At 71.7% G+C, this 17,241-nt stretch carries 12 protein-coding genes and 1 pseudogene; 9 read left to right on the top strand and 4 right to left on the bottom strand.

The genetic code is table 11. From position 1 onward, the window contains the following. Nucleotides 1-175: 175 nt before the first annotated feature. The 5 genes from NE236_RS00300 (at nucleotide 176) to NE236_RS00280 (ending at nucleotide 10,204) form a co-directional block, all read left to right on the top strand. The gene (locus tag NE236_RS00300) at nucleotides 176-3,583 is read left to right on the top strand and encodes a type 2 lanthipeptide synthetase LanM family protein (RefSeq protein ID WP_252839705.1); all 3,408 of its coding nucleotides are present in this window, start codon (nucleotides 176-178) and stop codon (nucleotides 3,581-3,583) included. 33 nt (nucleotides 3,584-3,616) lie between these two features. Further along, nucleotides 3,617-4,711 (top strand): Nif11-like leader peptide family natural product precursor, encoded by a 1,095-nt coding sequence (locus NE236_RS43150; protein WP_289849576.1) that lies wholly within the window; start codon nucleotides 3,617-3,619, stop codon nucleotides 4,709-4,711. A 9-nt stretch (nucleotides 4,712-4,720) separates the two neighbouring features. Next, nucleotides 4,721-5,719, top strand: a complete 999-nt coding sequence (locus tag NE236_RS00290; protein WP_308209030.1) for an ABC transporter ATP-binding protein — start codon at nucleotides 4,721-4,723, stop codon at nucleotides 5,717-5,719. Then, nucleotides 5,716-6,552 (top strand): ABC transporter permease, encoded by an 837-nt coding sequence (locus NE236_RS00285; protein WP_252839704.1) that lies wholly within the window; start codon nucleotides 5,716-5,718, stop codon nucleotides 6,550-6,552. The genes NE236_RS00290 and NE236_RS00285 overlap by 4 nt, the downstream gene beginning before the upstream one ends. Nucleotides 6,553-6,658: 106 nt before the next feature. Beyond that, complete coding sequence (locus NE236_RS00280; protein WP_252839703.1) at nucleotides 6,659-10,204, top strand: FG-GAP-like repeat-containing protein; 3,546 nt, start codon at nucleotides 6,659-6,661, stop codon at nucleotides 10,202-10,204. Between the two features lie 72 nt (nucleotides 10,205-10,276). Here the strand turns inward: NE236_RS00280 and NE236_RS00275 are convergent, their stop codons facing one another. Then, a complete protein-coding gene (locus tag NE236_RS00275) occupies nucleotides 10,277-10,714 on the bottom strand; it encodes a histone-like nucleoid-structuring protein Lsr2 (RefSeq protein WP_252839702.1) in 438 nt (145 codons plus the stop codon). A gap of 411 nt (nucleotides 10,715-11,125) precedes the next feature. Here NE236_RS00275 and NE236_RS00270 point away from each other — a divergent pair, with 411 nt between their 5' ends. Both NE236_RS00270 and NE236_RS00265 read left to right on the top strand, forming a co-directional pair. Then, complete coding sequence (locus tag NE236_RS00270) at nucleotides 11,126-12,100, top strand: PP2C family protein-serine/threonine phosphatase (protein ID WP_252839701.1); 975 nt, start codon at nucleotides 11,126-11,128, stop codon at nucleotides 12,098-12,100. 44 nt (nucleotides 12,101-12,144) lie between these two features. After that, entirely contained in the window at nucleotides 12,145-12,771 is a 627-nt protein-coding gene (locus NE236_RS00265; RefSeq protein WP_252839700.1) for a hypothetical protein, read from the top strand. Here the strand turns inward: NE236_RS00265 and NE236_RS00260 are convergent. Together NE236_RS00260 and NE236_RS00255 are read right to left on the bottom strand one after the other, a co-directional pair. Further along, on the bottom strand, nucleotides 12,731-13,888 hold the full coding sequence (locus tag NE236_RS00260) for a hypothetical protein (RefSeq protein ID WP_252839699.1): 1,158 nt from the start codon (nucleotides 13,886-13,888) through the stop codon (nucleotides 12,731-12,733). The genes NE236_RS00265 and NE236_RS00260 overlap by 41 nt on opposite strands. A gap of 262 nt (nucleotides 13,889-14,150) precedes the next feature. Continuing rightward, nucleotides 14,151-14,462 carry a MarR family transcriptional regulator gene (locus tag NE236_RS00255; RefSeq protein ID WP_252839698.1) on the bottom strand — a complete coding sequence of 104 codons (312 nt, stop codon included), beginning with the start codon at nucleotides 14,460-14,462 and terminating at the stop codon, nucleotides 14,151-14,153. Between the two features lie 188 nt (nucleotides 14,463-14,650). Here NE236_RS00255 and NE236_RS00250 point away from each other — a divergent pair, with 188 nt between their 5' ends. Next, on the top strand, nucleotides 14,651-14,992 hold the full coding sequence (locus tag NE236_RS00250) for an STAS domain-containing protein (RefSeq protein ID WP_252839697.1): 342 nt from the start codon (nucleotides 14,651-14,653) through the stop codon (nucleotides 14,990-14,992). 556 nt (nucleotides 14,993-15,548) lie between these two features. Here NE236_RS00250 and NE236_RS00245 read toward each other — a convergent pair. Further along, on the bottom strand, nucleotides 15,549-16,832 hold the full coding sequence (locus NE236_RS00245) for an RNA-guided endonuclease InsQ/TnpB family protein (RefSeq protein WP_252839696.1): 1,284 nt from the start codon (nucleotides 16,830-16,832) through the stop codon (nucleotides 15,549-15,551). A gap of 49 nt (nucleotides 16,833-16,881) precedes the next feature. Between NE236_RS00245 and tnpA the strand changes: the two are divergent. After that, a pseudogene (gene tnpA, locus NE236_RS00240) lies at nucleotides 16,882-17,202 on the top strand (IS200/IS605 family transposase); the annotation flags it as partial. Between the last annotated feature and the right edge of the window lie 39 nt (nucleotides 17,203-17,241).

Here is a 17,241-nt window from a genome sequence, read left to right as displayed (position 1 = left end):
GCTCCGCCGTCCGCGCTTCGCCTTTCGCGCCACGCCCCGCCACGGCCCCCCGCTTTTCCCAGCCCGCCCTCTTCCCACCCCACCCGTTACATCCCGGACCTTCCCACCCGCCTCTGCGCGCCTCGCCGCGGCGCCCGGCACCTCACCTCGCCCACGCCCTCGGGAGCCAGCCCTCATGCGTGACCACCCCTATCTCGATCTCGCGGCACTCGCCGGCAACCTGGACGAGCGGACGCGCATCGTCGCCGCGCTGGAGGCGGCCGGCCGACGACCGCCGGCCGGCCCGCTCGCCCCGTTCGACGCCTGGAAGATCGACCGGCTGGCCGGTCGCCTCGCCGCGAAGTTCGCCAAGGAGGCGCTGAACCGCTCGGCGTCCGCCCGCCACGACAAGGACGGGCTCGCCGCGGCCCTGACCGCCTATCGCCTCCACGAGCTGGGCCTGGACGACGCCGGCCCGGAGACCAGGGCGATTCTGGCCGCGACGCACGAGTGCTGGCTGCCCACCTACCAGGCGGCCCTGGACCGCTTCGGCGGCCCCACGGCCGCGTCACGCGGCGCGGCTCAGGCGCCCACGCGGCCCGGCACGGCCGATCGCGCAGCGCACGCCTGGATCACGGACGAGCGCCCGGGCGACCTCGAGGCCACGGACGACCGCCCGTCCGAATCCGGTGCGGCGGACGATCGCGTGCGGGGTGACCGGGCGGGTTCCCAGACCGACACCGGGACCGCGTCGGGCGCGGCGGGGCCGAGCTGGCGCGCCTTCGACGTGTACTACGGCCGGCTCGCGAAGGCCTGCGAGCCGTTCCTGATCGAGCTCGGGCGGCGGCTGGAGGACGCCTGCGCGCGTCACCCGGGCCGGTTCGACCCGCGGCTGATCGACGACTTCCAGGCCCATCTCCTCGACCGCTTCGAGCTGTCCCTCGCCTGGGCGGTCGAGGCACACGCGAACGTCCACTGCGCCGAACACCACGTCGACAGGGCCGGCGCCACGCGCGAGGACTACCTCGCCTACGTCGACGCCACGTTCGCCGACGCCGCCGCGTACCACCGCTTCTATCTCCGCTTCCCCGTCCTCGGCCGGTGGCTCGCCCACGTCACGGCGCTGCTGGCCGACTTCGGCGAGCGGCTGGTGCACCGTCTCGCGGCCGACACGTCCGCCATCGCGGCGGCGTTCTTCGACGAGGAGATCGCGGCCTTCCGCTCCGTGCGCCAGGGCCGGTCCGACCCCCACGCCGGCGCGCGGACCGTCGCGTTCGTGGAGGTCGAGCTGGCCTCCGGCCGTACGGCCTCGTTCGTGTACAAGCCGCGCTGCATCAGGGCCGAGGCGGCGGTGCAGGGCCTGCTGGAACGCCTGCGCAGCGACGGGGTGCTCGGCTTCGCGTCCCGCCCGGTGCTGCCCCGGCAGGGCTACGGCTACGAGGCACTGATCCCGGCGGGGCGCAACCGCGTGGACTCACCGGAGGAGGCCGAGCAGGTCTACCGGGAGCTCGGCGGCCATCTGGCGATCTTCTACGTGCTCGGCGGCGGCGACCTGCATTTCGAGAACATCATCGTCGCCGACGGCCACGCCCACGTCTGTGACTGCGAGACCGCCCTGGGCGTTCTGCCGCGCGGCCAGGCCCGCCCGCTGGGCACGCTGCTCGACTCGGTCTTCAAGACCGGGTTGCTCGAATGGCCGCGGGCCAGGACGTCCGCCGCCGAGATGCGCGTCAGCGGTTACTCCGGCGGCGAGGCGTACGACATGCCCGTTCCGGTGCCGAGCGTCAACGAGCACCGCCTGAGCTTCGCGGCGTCGGTGACCCACCGGGCGGGCGTCCACGTCGAGCCGGAGGCGGCCAACCGCGTCTTCCTCGGCGACCGGCTGACCCGGCCGGAGGACTTCGCCGACGCCATCATGGCCGGCTTCGACCGCGTCTACGCATGGTTCGAGCAGCGGCCGGACGCGGCGATCCGGCTACTGTCGGACGCCTTCGGCGGAGCGTCGGCGCGGTTCATCAACTGGGGCACCCAGATCTACTCCCAGCTGCTCGTCTCCGCGCGGCATCCGAGGTGCCTGGTCGACCCGCTGGAGGTCGACCTGCTCGTCAACACCGTGCGCACGTTCCCGCGCACGTGGGACGACGAAGGGGTGCTCGCCGACCGCGAGATCGCCTCCATGTGGCGACTCGACGTCCCGATCTTCACCACGGACGTCCACGGTGACCACCTCGTGCACGACCACACCACCGAGCTGCCGGCCTCGCTCGACCTGTCCCCCGTCGACTACGCCGCCCGGCGCATCCGGCGGCTGTCGGCGCGGAACCGCGTCCAGCAAGGCCAGTACATCGCCGCCGGGCTGGCCGTCGGCGAGGTCAGCAGCCCGGCCTTCGTCACCACCTCCCTCGACTACGCGACCCGCATCGGCGAACGCCTGTGCGCGATGCTGCGCGAGCCCTCGGCGCCCGCACCGTGGACCTCCTACGACCTGGCCGGCGGCACGCTGACCGAGGTCGACGTCGACGGCGACCTGTACCACGGCTCGGGCGGGATCGCGCTGTTCCTGGCCTACCTGGACGCGCTCGTCCCCCGCCCGGAGTTCCGCCGGGCCGCCGAGCGGGCCGTGTCGCACGCGGTGTCGGCCACCGACCGCACGCGTATCGGCGCGTTCGACGGACTCGGCGGGCTCGTCTACGTGCTCACGCACCTGCATCATCTGTGGGACGACCGCGGCCTGCTCGAACTCGCCGTACGGCTCAGCCGTGACCTGTCCGGCCGGATCGACGCAGACACGCGGTTCGACGTGCTCGGCGGCGGCGCCGGGGTGATCCCGGTCGTGCTCGGGCTCACGCGCATGACCGACGGCCAGGGCCTGGACGACGCCCGCCGCTGCGCCGACCGGCTCCTCCGTCACGCCGTCGCGGACGGTGACGTCCTGAGCTGGCCGCTGACGGATCCCGGCGAGGCGTCGGCGAACCTCACCGGCTTCGCCCACGGGGCGGGCGGCATCGGATGGGCGCTGATCCAGCTGGGCGCGCTGGCCGGCCGGCCGTCCTACGTCGACGCGGGCCGCCGAGCGTTCGCCTACGAGGCCCGGCACTACGACGACACCGAGCACGACTGGTACGACCTGCGCACGAACGCCGGCGGCCCCGTACGGCAGGGCCGGCACTACGCCAACGCGTGGTGCAACGGAGCCGCCGGCATCGGCCTGAGCCGCATCGCGAGCTGGGCGACGCTCGGCGGAACCGACGAGGCCCTGCTGCGTGAGGCGCATCAGGCGCTCGCCGCCACGATGCGCAACTTCCCCCGGCTGATGAACGACACGCTGTGCCACGGGCGCTCCGGGAACGCCGAGCTGTTCCTGCGGTTCGCCCGGCTGCGGGACGAACCCGCGTTCCAGCTCGAGGCCAACGTCCAGGTACGCGGCCAGTGGCGCAACGTCGACGACGCCGACACCGGGCTCGTCGAGAACACCGCCGGATTCTTTCCCGGGCTGATGGTCGGGATGTCCGGATTCGGGATGCACTTCCTCCGCCTCGCCGCTCCCGGCCGCGTCCCCTCGGTGCTGCTCCTCGACCCACCGCCGGCCCCCGGCCGGTCATGACGCCACAGATCGAACTCGGAAGGTAGGCCGACGATGTCCGTCGAATCCAGCCAGGCGTTCCTGCGGGTCGCCTATGACTCTCCCGAAATCGCGCGGGAGCTCAGGGCGGTGACCGGAGTCCGGGAGATCGTCCGGCTCGGAACCCGTCACGGGTACACCTTCACCGTTCCCGAGCTCATGGAGGCGTCGTCCTCGGGGGCGCGGCCGGGCGCGCCGACCGCGCCGGGCGGCAGCACACAAGACGGACCCGCCGGCGCCGCGCCGGACGGACCGATCGTCACCACGCCGGACGGACCCGCCGGCGCCGCGCCGGACGGACCGGTCGTCACCACGCCGGACGGACCTGCCGGCGCCACGCCGGACGGGCTTGCCCGCACGCGCCCGGACGACACCGCGTCGGGCACGCGCGCCGGCTCCCGTGCGCGGGACACGCCGGCCGGTCTCCTCCACCACGAGTACCGGCTGACCGACCTGCCGGGTTTCGAAGACGTCATCGAGCAGTTGCCGCACCTGAAGGTCAGGCCGCAGTCGGTCGACATCGGCTGGTTCCAGCGGACATTCCGGGAGGAGGACCTCAGGTCCACGGACCGCTCCCCGGCGGACCCGGAGTACCGCGCCTGGCACGATGCCCTCGCCCGGACCGGATGGCGTGATCCGGCCACGGGACCGGACGGCCCCCGGCGCGACTTCCATCTGGTCAACCTGGACGAGCACGTCGACCATCCGGGCTACGAGGCCTATTTCGCGGCCAAGCGGCGGACGATCGACGCGCTCGAGGCGGTCTTCGACACGGAGGTGCGGTTCTCGGGCAGCCTCTGGTACCCGCCGTCGAGTTACCGGCTGTGGCACACCAACGAGACGCAGCCGGGCTGGCGGATGTACATCGTCGACCTCGACGGGCCGTTCACGGACCCGTCCCGTACCTCGTTCTTCCGGTACATGAATCCGCGCACGGAAGAGATCGTCACCCTGCGCGAGCGACCGGGGATGGTCCGGTTCTTCAAGGCCGAGCAGGACCCGGCCCGGTTGTTCTGGCACTGCATCGTCAACCCCACGGCGCGGCACCGGTGGAGTTTCGGCTTCGTCGTCCCCGACGACTGGCCGGCCCGGCTGGCCCGGTGGGTCTGAGGGGGTCCCGTGCTGCGATCGCCACGGCCGCGGGCGCTGGACTCGGCGGCCGCGGCCCCGACCGAGGGCGTCCCGGCGATCCGCGCGACCGGGGTGCGCAAGTCGTACCCGGGCGTGGACGCCGTGCGCGGTATCGACCTCACCGTCGCCCAGGGCGAGACGTTCGGGTTCCTCGGTCCGAACGGCGCCGGGAAGACGACCACCATCGCCATGCTCTGCACGCTGGTCGCCCCGACGGCCGGGCGCATCGAGGTGGCGGGCCATGACACGCGGACCGCGCCGGGGCTCGTGCGCCGCAACCTCGGACTCGTCTTCCAGGAGACGACACTCGACGGGGACCTGACGGCCGCCGAGAACCTCCGGTTCCACGCCGACCTGTACGCCATGCCGCGCGCGACGCTGCCCGCGCGGGTGGAGGCCATGCTGGAGCTGGCGGGGCTGACCGCGTGGCGCGACCGTCTCGTGCGCACCTTCTCCGGCGGCATGCGGCGACGCCTGGAGATCGCCCGCGGACTGCTGCACGGCCCACGCGTCCTGTTCCTGGACGAACCGACGGTCGGCCTGGACCCGCAGGCGCGCACGCAGCTGTGGGACCAGCTCGGGGAGGTCCGCGAACGCGAGGGCACGACCCTGTTCCTGACCACGCACTACCTGGAGGAGGCCGAGCGCTGCGACCGCGTCGCCATCATCGACGACGGCCGGATCGTGGCACAGGGCTCGCCCGCCGAGCTCAAGTCCGTTCTCGGCGCCGACCGGATCGACCTGCGCACCGGCGATGACCGCGAGGCGGCCGTGACCCTGCTCGAACGCTTCGGCATCGAGGCCGTCGCCGGACCGCACGGCCTGCGCGTGCACGCGGAGAATGGAGCCGCTCTCGTCCCCCGGCTGTGCGCGGGCCTCGGCGTCCCGGTGTACGAGGTGACGGTCACCCGGCCGAGCCTCGACGACGTCTTCCTCCACCACACGGGGCACCGCATCCGCGTCGACCGGAACGGGGACGCCGGATGACGCTCGCCCTCCCGCCGCGGTTCGCCGCCGAGCTCCGTGCCGCGCGCATGGTGTGGCGCCGCGAGATGCTGCACTTCCTCCGCGACGGCACGGCGAGCCTCGTCGCGCTGTTGCAGCCGCTGCTGTTCCTGTTCGTCCTCGGCGTCGGGCTGGCCCGGCTGTTCGCCGGCTCCGGTGGCGGCCCGGCCTCCGACTACCTCATGTTCCTGTTCCCGGGCGTCCTGGTGATGGCCGCGCAGCCCGCCGCCATCTCCGCCGGGGCGTCGATCATCTGGGACCGGCAGAGCGGTTTCCTGCGCGAGATGCTGGTCAGCCCGGTGCGGCGCGGCACTCTCCTGGCCGGCAAGTGCCTCGGCGGTGCGACGGTGGCGACGTGTCAGAGCACGGTCGTGCTGCTCGGCGCGGGCCTGGTCCACGTGCCCTATCGGCTCGGCCTGTTCGTGCCGTTGCTCGCGGAGCTGGCGCTGACCGCGCTCGCGATGACCGTGCTGGGCGCGGTGGTGGCGGTGACCATCACCCGGCCCCGGACCTTCAGCACGGTCCTCGGCGTGCTGATGACCCCGTTGATCTTCCTGTCCGGGCTGATGTTCCCGATCAGCGCGATGCCGGGCTGGATGGCGTGGGCGGCGCTGGCCGACCCGCTGACGTACGCGGTCGACGCGATGCGGCAGACGGTCGTCGCGCGGACCGCCGCGCATCCGTCCTCGACGCTGTTCGCGCCGGTGGCCTGGGGCGGCCTGCGTCCACCACCGCTCCTGGAGCTCGCGGTCGTCGGCGCCTTCACCCTGGTCTCGCTGGGCGTCGCCGCCCGCCGCTTCTCCCGTACCGGCTGACGGCCGAACGCGAGAAAGACTCATGTCCTCATCCGGCCAGAGGACTACTCATCATCCGGGGGTTGGCGGACAGTGAGCCACGCGGTCAACTGATCGAGGTGGTTCCATGAGGCGTCTCCCGGCCGTCGTGTTCGCCGTCGTCCCCGCCCTGCTCATCCTGCTCGCCCGGCCGGGTGCCGCGGCGGGCGGCTTCCCGGCGGGACCGCCCGACGACCCGGGTTACGCCCCCGTGGAGAACGGCGCGCCGGTGAGTTGCCTGACCACGTCCGCGCCGGGCGGGGAGCAGCACAACCTCTACTCCTTCATTCCCCGCTGCACGCCCGGCGCGAAGGACCCGGAGGGCGCCGCCGGGATGTCTGTGGACACGGCCTGGCGGGACTACACCACCGGATCGCCGGACACGGTGATCGCCTACGTCGAGGCAGGCATCAACTGGCACGCCGGGGACGTCGCCGACCTCGCCGACAAGGTCTTCCTCAACACCGGCGAGCTGCCGAAACCCGCCGGATCGGCGGCGTACGACCGGGACGGGGACGGCACGGTCACCGCGGCCGACTACGCCGAGGACCCCCGCGTGCACGACGCGAACGGCAACGGCGTCATCGACCCGGAGGACCTCATCGCCGCGTTCTCCGACGGCAGGGACGACGACGGAAACGGCTTCACCGACGACATCTCCGGCTGGGACTTCTACGACGACCAGAACGACCCCGCCACGCCCGACTCCACGTACGACCACGCCAACAACCAGCAGCGAGTGGCGGCCGCGCGGACCGACAATGGCAGGTTCGGCGCCGGGATCTGCCCCAAGTGCCGGCTGCTGCCGATCCGCGCCGGTGACGAGGCGCTGGACCGTACGGACGACCTCGCGGCGGCGTGGCTGTACGCGGGCCGGGCCGGAGCCAAGGTGATCGTCAGCACGACGGCCGACCTCGGGTACTCCTCCGCGATGCGCCGCGCCGTCGACAAGCTCTGGAACGACGGCGTGCTCATGGTGGAGTCCAGCAACGACTTCGATTCCACCGATCATCAGGGCGGGATGTTCTGGCCGCATGTCATCCCCGGCAACGGCCTGGTCGCCAACACGGCGGGCGCGCCTGGGGCGCTGGCCAACGCGCTGACCTCGACCTACCGCGAGCGCTCGAACCTCACGTCGTTCGGCGCGAAGGCGATGTTCTCGGTGGCCACCACGGGCGGCTCGACCTCGGAGTCGACGCCGACCACCGGCGGGCTGTTCGGCCTGCTGCTGTCCTACGGTGCGCAGGCCGCCGAGGAAAAGAAGATCGACGGGCCGCTGACCAACGCCGAGGCCGTGCAGGTGCTGCGCGCGACCTCGAGCGACGTCGACGACGCGAGCCTGGGCTGGCCGGGCCGGCCGGGGTGGGACCGGCAGTACGGCTACGGCCGGCCGAACGCGGCGAAGGCCCTGGCCGCAGTCGCCAAGGGCGACATTCCGCCCGCGACCTGGATCGACGGCCCGGACTGGTACACCCTGTACGACCCGGCGACGACGTCCTCCGTGCCGGTCACCGGGCACGTCGAGGCCCGCCGCGCCAAGAGCTTCCGCTACGAGCTGGGCTTCGCGCCGGGGATCGAACCGGCCGACTCGGCGTTCATCAAGGCCGGCGACGGGCAGGGCACCGGGACGTACGCCGGCAAGGTGGGCACGCTGGATCTGACACGACTGCCGACGTCGTTCTGGGACAAGGCGTACACGACGCCCGACGACAAGGAGCTGTCGGCGAGCGAGCAGTACACCGTCACCCTGCGCCTGCGCGTCTGGGACGACGCGGGCCGGATGGGCGAGGAGCGCCGCGCGATCGCGGTGCACCACGACGCCACGCTGCGGACCGGTTTCCCGCTGCGCTTCGGGATCGGCGGGGAGAGCCAGCCCGCGCTCGCCGACCTGCGGGGCACCGGCCACGAGGTGATCGTGTTCGGCGACGCCGACGGCCGGGTGCACGCCGTCGACGGGGTGAGCGGCCAGGAGCTCTCCGGCTGGCCGGCGACCACGAGCGCGAGCCGGACCCGGATCCCGGGCTTCGACGCGGGCCATGAGCCGGTCATCGCCCCGGTCGCCGTCGGCGACCTGTTCCACGACGGCCATCAGGAGGTGGTGGCGACCAGCACGACCGGACGGACGTACGTGTTCGACGCCCAGGGCCGGCTCCTGCCCGGCTGGCCGAAGACCCTCGACACCGGCGTGACCAGGCCCGCGATCCCCCGGCCCGCGCTGGCCTACACGCGGCTCCCCCACCAGGGCGCGACGGCGTCTCCGGTCCTCACCGACCTGGACGGACGGCCCGGCCTGGAGATCGTGCAGGCCGGATGGGACGGGCGGCTGCACGCCTGGCACGCGGACGGCTCCGACGTGCCCGGCTGGCCGGTGACCGTGGCGGACCCGCCCAAGCCGGCGTCCGGGCTGACCGCGATCGACGACGCGAAGCTCGACGCCACCCCCGCCGTCGCCGATCTCGACGGGGACCACCGGCCGGAGATCGTCGTGCGCTCCCAGCACTCCGAGAGCCACGGCGCGGGCATCCAGGCGCTCGGCGCGAACTACGTGTACGCGTACCACGCCGACGGCTCGCCGGTGAAGGGATGGCCGGTACGCCTGCCGTCGATCGTCACCTACTACGGCAGCGCGCAGGAGTTCATCACCGAGGCCGCCAACAGTCCGGCGGTCGCCGACGTCGACGGGGACGGCAAGGACGAGGTCGCCACCGGCCCGTCGTTCTCAGCGACGTTCCTGGTCGGGGGCGACGGCACGATCCGGGGCGCGTACGGGCCGTTGAACAATCCGGCGTCCGCTCTGCTGAGCCGCGACGCGACCGCCGTACGCACGCTGCTGACCGGGTCATCGCCCTCGGCGGCGCTCGACCTGCCGGCCTCCTTCACCACCAGCGGGGCGTTCGGGCGGTTCGGCGGCGACGGGCGGCTCGGCTACGCCGAGTCCGGGTCGGGCGCTGTGTCGCTGGTCGCCGCGCTGCTGTACCCCGGCAGCGGCACCGCCATCGGCAACTACGAGCGCGGCTACGACGCCGCCACGACCCTGCCCGTGACGGGGTACCCACGCGCGCGGGCCGGCCTGGACTTCCTCGGCGCTCCGCTGGTCGCGGACGTCACCGGGGACGGCCGGGCCGAGGTCGTCGACGGCGGCGACACCTCGACGGTGCACGCGTTCACCGGGTCCGGCCAGGCCGCCGGCTTCCCGAAGTTCACCGGCGGCTGGACGTTGTTCTCCCCGTCCGCCGGCGACCTGGACGGTGACGGGCGCACGGACCTGGTGACGACCACCCGCGAGGGGTATCTGTTCGCCTGGCGGACCGACGGACGGCCGGACGCCGAGTCGTGGGCCTATCACCACGACGAGTGGCGCACCGGGCGGTACGGGACGGATACCCGCCCGCCCGGCGCTCCACGCGACATCCGGCGCGACGGCACGACCGTGAGCTTCGTCGCGCCGGGCGACGACTGGTACGCCGGCCGCGCGGCGACCTACCGCGTCGACGCCGACGGTCAGGTGTCGACCGTCGCGGCGACGGTCGACGCGGGCGGCCGGCAGAGTCTCACCGTCCCGGCCGGCGCACAGAAGATCGTCATCCAGGCCGTCGACGACGCCGGCAACCTCGGTCTGCCGGCGACTCTCTGAGAGGGACGCCGTGAGAGCGGCCCTCGGGATGCGGCCCGCTACGAGCGACCCTCGCGGGCCGCCGGCGGGGCGTCACTCCTCCGGCTTGGCGTCCGGGTGTACGGCGATGAACTTCTCGTAGACCTCGTCGGCGATCTTCCCGCGCTCGCTGACCTCGATGCCCTCGGCGACGGCCCACTCGCGAACGTCGCTGTTGGAGTGGCCGCGCAGGCGCGGCGCCGTGTCACCGGCGCTCTTACGCGCCCGGCCCGCCGGGCGGACCTTGACCGCCCTCTCGATATACGGCGCCAGCGTCTCGAGGAGCTCTTCGAGGCGCTTGAAGTTCTCATCGCCGAGATCGATGGTGTACGTTACGCCAGAAACCTCGAAATCCCGCTTGGCGACGTCTTCACCGTCATGCCCATCCAAATCATCCACCATTACGACTTTCGTCGCCACGAGGTGTTCCTTTCTCAGCTTGCTTTGTCGGGGATAGGATAATACGAGCGTACGACAGTCGGTGACGCGCACCGGAGCGCCACCAGGCCCGCACGGCATCATGCCTGGTGAACCCCACTCTCCGACGCGGCTCCGCGGACGCGCCCGGAATCCGCCTGGGGCGTCCGGCATTCACCTGGCCATTTTTGATTATTCTTCCTCTTTGAGCCGTTATTCAATAATATCGTAGTCAGTATCCGCCGCGCGAAGTGACCCTGGGCGACGGACGGCATATCCTCCGCCAGGGACGACTACCAGAAAGTGCGGAGCCGACCGCGCGACGGCGCTATTCTCCCCACGAACGGACTCATCGGCTGGGGGTGCGCCATAAGCGAGACACTGGGCCCGAGGCCTGGCCCGCTGCTGCGGAGCCTGCCGTTCGGCATGCTCGGAATCGTGGCCCTGGTCGACCTCTGGGCGAGCCCGGACATCATAATCCGGCCCATGTTCGTACTCGGCCCCGCGTTCGCGAGTCTGTGGTGTGGCATCCGGCGCACCACGGTGGTGGGACTCGCCGCCTTGACCCTGTGCATCGCCCTCAGCTATCACCACCACATGCTGGGCCGGAAACAGAACACCCTCACCCTCGTGACCCTGGCGGGCGTGGCGGCGGCGAGCGTGTTCGCCGGCGCCGACCGGCAGAGACGCGAACGCCTTCTCGCCGACGTCCAGTCCATCGCCGAGGTGGCACAACGGGTGCTGCTCCGCCCCGTCCCCCGGCGCGTCGGACCCATGCACGTCGCCGTCGGCTACACCTCCGCGACGGCCGAGGCCCGCATCGGAGGTGACCTCTACGAGGTCACCCTGACCCCCTCCGGCGTCCGCGTCATCGTCGGGGACGTCCAGGGCAAGGGGCTCGAGGCGGTGGAGACGGCCGCCGACGTTCTCGGCGCCTTCCGGGAGGCCGCCTACGACGAATCCGATCTCACCGGCGTCGCCGCGCGCATCGAGGCCGCGTTGCGGCGACGTCCGGGCGCGCAGCGATCCGAGGGACCGTCCGACGAGGACTCCGGCGAGAAGTTCGTCACCGCCGTCCTGGCCGAGTTCGGTGAAGGCGAGAACGTCACGCTGCTCAACTACGGCCACCCGTCTCCGTTCGTCCTACGCGGTGGTGGCGACGGCGCCTTCGCCGAGCCCGACGACGTCGCACCGCCGTTCGGGCTGTCCGACATCGTCGACGTCGCGCCCCGCCCGTACACCATCAAGTTCGCGCCCTCGGACCAGATGCTGCTGTACACCGACGGGGTCATCGAGGCCCGCGACGGTGAGGGCGCCTTCTACCCGCTGACCGGGCGCGCGCACCTGCTCACGGCCAACGATCCCGAACGCGCGCTCGCCGACCTGCGCGCCGACGTGCTCCGCCATGTCGGCGGCCCCATCGCCGACGACGCGGCCATGCTCCTGATCCGGCGCAGGTGAGCCGGCGCGCGGACGCGGGAGCACTCGTGGGAGGCTGGTCCGCTATGACGGCGACCGGGTCCCGCGCGGCCATCCCCGCAGCCCCCATTCTCTCGGAGCCCGAGCGGCGGCTGGCACGCGTACGGATGCGCGGCGTCGAGGTCACGATGGCCTACGTTCCCGACGAGGCCGAGCAGCGGCGCCGGGCGGCCGCCGGCCTGACCGGCGTCACCCGCGTCGATCTGCTGGACGTCCTGCTCGGGCTGCCGGCCGACGCGACGGTCCCCTGGAGGGCGCTGTCGGCCAGGGAACTGCACGCCGTCCGCGAACTGCCGCCCGGATGCGCCGACCTCTCACCGGCGGGGGTCGTCCGGCTGTTGCGACGGCCCCTGCGTGCCGAGCTCGCCATCGTACGGGCGGCGTCCTGGCGGACCGGCCTCGACCACGCCGGTCGGTTCGGCGCCTACTGCGCACGGCTGGTCGCCCTGCCGGGCGTGCCCGCGGACCTCGGCGAGGCGCGGGCGGAGGCCGACTACTGGGGGGTCGGGCTCGTCGCCGGCACCGAGGTCATCGTGCCGCCCGAGCCGTTCCGGGGCCGGGCGCACACGCCCGCCGGATGGGCGTTCGGCGAGGAGCTCCACCTGCGGACGCTCACCGCGGCCGTACCGGAACAGCCGCCCCGGCGGTCGTAGGGGCGGTGTCCTCGCCGGCCCAGATCCACAGGGACTCCGGCGGCGTGAACACCGGCTCGCGGGCCCGTACGAGCGTGTTGTAACGGGCGTGCGCGGCGATCGCCTCCCGGCACAACTGCCGCCAGTAGCGGCGGCGACCGGCCAGGGAGTCCGGATAGAGGAGGTTGCGCGCCCACTGGGTCCACACCGCCACGCCGTGCAGGCGGGCGTCCCTCCAGTCCTCCTGCCGGAGGAAGCTCACGATGCTCCGGCCCCCGCACCGGGCGCAGCGGCACAGCGGTGCGGGCCGGTCGCCGAACCGGTCGGCGAGCACGCTGCCCCGCACGTACGACAGCAGGTCCGGGACCAGAACGCTCGGCGACCGGTCGTCCCGCCCGCCGTTCGCCCGCCCGTACACCGCGGCCTCGCCCGGCGGAACGACGTGCCGCAGGGCGCTGCTCGTCCCGATCGAGGCGGCCAGGGAGCCCTGCGCCATCGCGTCCAGCCCCGCCAGGTCCGTACGGAAGAGCGCGACGTTCGGCACCTCGGTGACGAGGCGGCGCAGGCCCAGCACGCCGTCCATCACCCGCTGCGGCGGATTGAACTGGCCGCCCAGCATGATCGCTTTCGGGATCGGCACCCCGGCGAGGAGGCCGATCACCTTGTCGATCAGGCCCCGCGCCAGCCATCCGGCGTCCATCGGAAGCGACAGGATCACGTCGTCGCGGCCCAGCCCGACGGCGCCCTCGACCGCCGCCTCCACGGCGCCGAACTCCCCCGCCCGCAGGTACAGGGTGGGAGTGAGCGCCGCGTCGGCACCCGCGTCGATCTGTCCCTGGACGCGCTCTTCCAGGGTCGTCTCCACCAGCCGGTCGCCGTTCTCGTCGAAGGGCCGTTCCCGGGTGGCGATCTTCCCCTCCGCCGCCGCGAGGTCGAACAGGATGGGGCCGCCGAACGCCTGCTCATCCCGGCATCGCCGGGCCGCCCGCACCGGGTTGGCGCCCGTCAGCACGAGCCCGCCGTCATCCGCACCGATCAGCGCGACGAGGTCGGAGGCGTCGGACGGGCGCGTGTGGGCGAACACCCGGCCGGCCAGAACCGCGACGGCGTCGCCGCGGACTCTCCCTCTCGGCCTCATGGACTCGCCAGGCGGCGGGACCGGACCACGCATCGTGCGGAATCACCTCAGAAAGTGAAGGCGCAACTCCACTTTCGACGGTGCGCTCAGAAAACCGTTCCGTCAATGCCCAGGTCGGCCCGGCTTCGGTAAAGCGGAGGCCACTCGGACTCCGGGCCACGTCGGCAACGCCCGGTTCGCGGCGGTCCGGCCCGCTCCGGGACGTCCGGCCCGCTCGGTTCTGGTGCCCGGTCGCCGGCTCGCGCATGCCCCGAGGCGACGTCTACTCCGGGTCCCGGCTCTCCTCCCGGTGCGTGAACAGGGAGAACAGGCCCTCGATCCGGTGATCCGCCTCGGCGGGATGGCGGAAACGCCGGCTGGGGTCGACGGTGTAGTGGTTCCGGCGGCCGACGCGGGTCCGGGTGAGGTAACCCGCGGCCTCGAGATCGGTCACGATCGTCTGGGCGGCGTGCTCGGTGATGCCGGCGGTGGCCGCCATATCACGCAGCCTCGCCTGGGGATTCCGGGCGATCCCCAGGAGGACACGGGCGTGGTTCGTCAGGAACGTCCAGTGCCGCGTGGCCTCCCCCTCCATGCTCGGGCGTGCCCATCGTTGCGCTCATCCGATCTGCGTGTAGACCGGTCATAATGGTGCTCCCGTGAGCTTATTATGAAGTTCGTTTCTGGTATTGGTTGACGTATTTCGGCCCCCCAGGCATTCTCGAACCATGTGGATTGAGCGGCGGCCCGCCCGAGTGCACCCACGTGATGCTAGTGGCCGTCATGACAGAACGTAACGGCCCGGCGGAGGAAGCCGTCTCGCCACAGGCGACCCTCGTGCTCTATGAGGACGCTCAGCTCAGCATCGTCCAGGCGACCCCACCGGACACGGTGCTGCTCAAGGGCGACATCGACATCACCAACAGCCCGGCCCTCGCCGACGCGCTCGCCCAGGTCACGGCGCGATGGGGCCAGGTGATGGTCGACACCACCGGGCTCCGCTTCATCGACGTCTCCGGCTGGCGCGTCCTCGTCGGCCCCGGCCCCAGGGTCCCGGCCCGCCCCCGGCTGCTCAACGTCGCCCCCTGCGTCCACCGCCTGACCCAGCGCATGTCAACCCTCTGACCCTCAGCGAACCGACCCGCGATGAGCAGGTAGCGGTGCCGCTTGGACAGCCAGAAGTCGAACAGCACTCGTCGGGAACACCGAACATCACAGACTTCGCGAACGGCACGCCGATCACTGAATGTGTCGATATGATCACCGTTCGTGGTCACTTCGGTCGTTCGCATCCGCCCTCGCCGTGAGGATCCTCACGAGGTCGTGTACTTCAAACGCCACCCGATGACGACCCTGGCGAAGCGATTCCCGGTAGGGAGTTCCTCCGCTCCTGCCCACCGACGGTACGGGCGAAATTAGCCGCCGTCGTATCGGCCGTCGCCGCCGCCCCGCCTTATCGGTTCGCTGGAGGCGGGTACTGAGAGGCGATGCACGGCGACATGGCGGGCTGGTTCGAGGTCCGAGTCGATGGACCGAAGCCGGCCGGCGGCAAAGGCCGACACCACTACCGGCTCTACTGCTTACTGGATTACGACGCCAAGGACGTCGACAAGCCCCTGCTCGTCATCGTGGCAGGGCTCGACAAGGCATTCCGGACCCAGGTGGGTCGGCGAGGAATATGTCACCGTCTCGGCCGTAAACGACCGAGCTTGGAGGCCCGGTGATCACGCCTCGTCGCGCTCCCCGTCGCGGCTGGCTGTCGTGCCGGGGGCGCATCACCCCGGTCCCTGCTGGAAGGCTCGGGATCGGGGTCGGGCATGGTGACAAATGCCCACGCCGTGCGCGCCCGCTGGCGGACGTTCACGGCGGCGATGTCGTCGGCCAGGCCAGCGAGCCCGCACGCGACGCACAGGAACCGGCCCCGGGTGGGGCGGTTTTTGCGGGAGACGTGCCCGCACCACGGGTTAGGGCACATCTGCGAGGTGTAGTGCGCGTCCACCTCCAGGAACGGCACCCCGGCCCGGCGGGCCTTGTAGTGCAGGAAGGTGCCGAGCTGGTGGAACGGCCAAGACGAGAGCGTGGCCCGCTGGTGCCGCTTGAGCCGGACCCGGTCGCGGATCCCGTCGAGTTGCTCGACGGCGATGCCGCGTCCGGTGCGTTGGGCATCGGCCACGATCTGCTTGCTGATCTTGTGGTTCTCGTTGGTGGCGTGCCGGGTCTCCCGCTGTTTGCGTTTGGCCAGCCGCCGCGCGGCCGACCTCGATCCGGCCGCCTTCTTGGCCTGCAACTCGGCCCGCCGACGCGCCTGCGCCCGCCGGTACCGCTTCAGCGCCTGGCCCTGATGGTTGTCCCCATCACTGGTGGTGGCCAGGTTCTCGATCCCCCGGTCCACGCCGATCCAATCGGCCGGTTCGTACCGCTCGGCCTCTGCGATCTCGCAGGTGGCGTACAGGAACCACGTACCGTCCCGCAGCACCAGGTCGGTTTCGCCTTTGCGGCGGGCGGCCAGGGTCTTCAGGTGGGACGGCTTGCCGGTGAAGCAGATGCCCTGTAACCGGCCCGCCGTGGTCCAGATCGACACCGTCCGGGCGTCGTATTGCCAACTGACGCAGCGGTCGTCGAATGGGTGGGCGGCGTCCGGGCGGAACGCGATCGGCTTGGAGGTGGCCTTGCGTCGCCGCTTGGACCCTTCCGGGCCGAGCAGCCCGGCCTCGATCAGGGCGTGCAGCGTGGTGTAGGCGTCGGCGGTCTTACGGATCACATGCAACGCCGGCTGCGCAGACAACCCCGAGGCCTTCAGCTCGGCGTAGAGGAGTTTTTGCAGCCGGGCCCGGGAGAACACCCTCTGCTCGTACGCCTCGGCCGACACCCGATTCGCGGCCGCGTTGCAGGCGTGCAGCGTCGCCGCCAGCGCCGTCGCCTGCTCAGGCGTCGGCAGCAGCTTCACCTGCACCACCAGCTTCACAGTCAGCGACTCTATAACTGCGTACCGACATCGGCGTCGAACTCCCGGATTCAACGGCGAGACCGACCATGTCCACCTGCTCGTGCACTACCCGCCCAAGGTCGCCCTGTCCAACCTGGTCAACTCGCTGAAGGGCGTCTCCGCCCGCCGCCTCCGCCAGGAGTTCCCCGCCCACATCCGCAAGTACCTGTGGGGCGATCACTTCTGGTCCCCGTCCTATTTCGCCGCCTCCTGCGGCGGCGCCCCACTATCGATCATCAAGGAGTACATCGACCAGCAGAAACGTCCTGCACGAGGCCTGGGGCCAGCAGTACCACCGCGACAGACAGGGGGTGCGCTGGCGGGAGGGCAAAGACCTCCCGCCAGGTAGAGACCGCCTAGCCTCGCCCTATGATCCTGATGCACGTTA

The organism is Actinoallomurus purpureus (assembly GCF_024055795.1).
GTDB classification, from domain to species: Bacteria; Actinomycetota; Actinomycetes; order Streptosporangiales; family Streptosporangiaceae; genus Actinoallomurus; species Actinoallomurus purpureus.
This window is presented reverse-complemented; position numbering and strand designations above follow the sequence as displayed.

Bases quoted from the DNA above. Each gene is read 5' to 3' on its own strand.
- NE236_RS00255 (WP_252839698.1), bottom strand. From the start codon at position 14,462: ATGGAGGGGGAGGCCACGCGGCACTGGACGTTCCTGACGAACCACGCC.
- NE236_RS43150 (WP_289849576.1), top strand. From the start codon at position 3,617: ATGTCCGTCGAATCCAGCCAGGCGTTCCTGCGGGTCGCCTATGACTCT.
- NE236_RS00250 (WP_252839697.1), top strand. From the start codon at position 14,651: ATGACAGAACGTAACGGCCCGGCGGAGGAAGCCGTCTCGCCACAGGCG.
- NE236_RS00300 (WP_252839705.1), top strand. From the start codon at position 176: ATGCGTGACCACCCCTATCTCGATCTCGCGGCACTCGCCGGCAACCTG.
- NE236_RS00285 (WP_252839704.1), top strand. From the start codon at position 5,716: ATGACGCTCGCCCTCCCGCCGCGGTTCGCCGCCGAGCTCCGTGCCGCG.
- NE236_RS00265 (WP_252839700.1), top strand. From the start codon at position 12,145: ATGACGGCGACCGGGTCCCGCGCGGCCATCCCCGCAGCCCCCATTCTC.
- NE236_RS00270 (WP_252839701.1), top strand. From the start codon at position 11,126: ATGTTCGTACTCGGCCCCGCGTTCGCGAGTCTGTGGTGTGGCATCCGG.
- NE236_RS00280 (WP_252839703.1), top strand. From the start codon at position 6,659: ATGAGGCGTCTCCCGGCCGTCGTGTTCGCCGTCGTCCCCGCCCTGCTC.
- NE236_RS00260 (WP_252839699.1), bottom strand. From the start codon at position 13,888: ATGAGGCCGAGAGGGAGAGTCCGCGGCGACGCCGTCGCGGTTCTGGCC.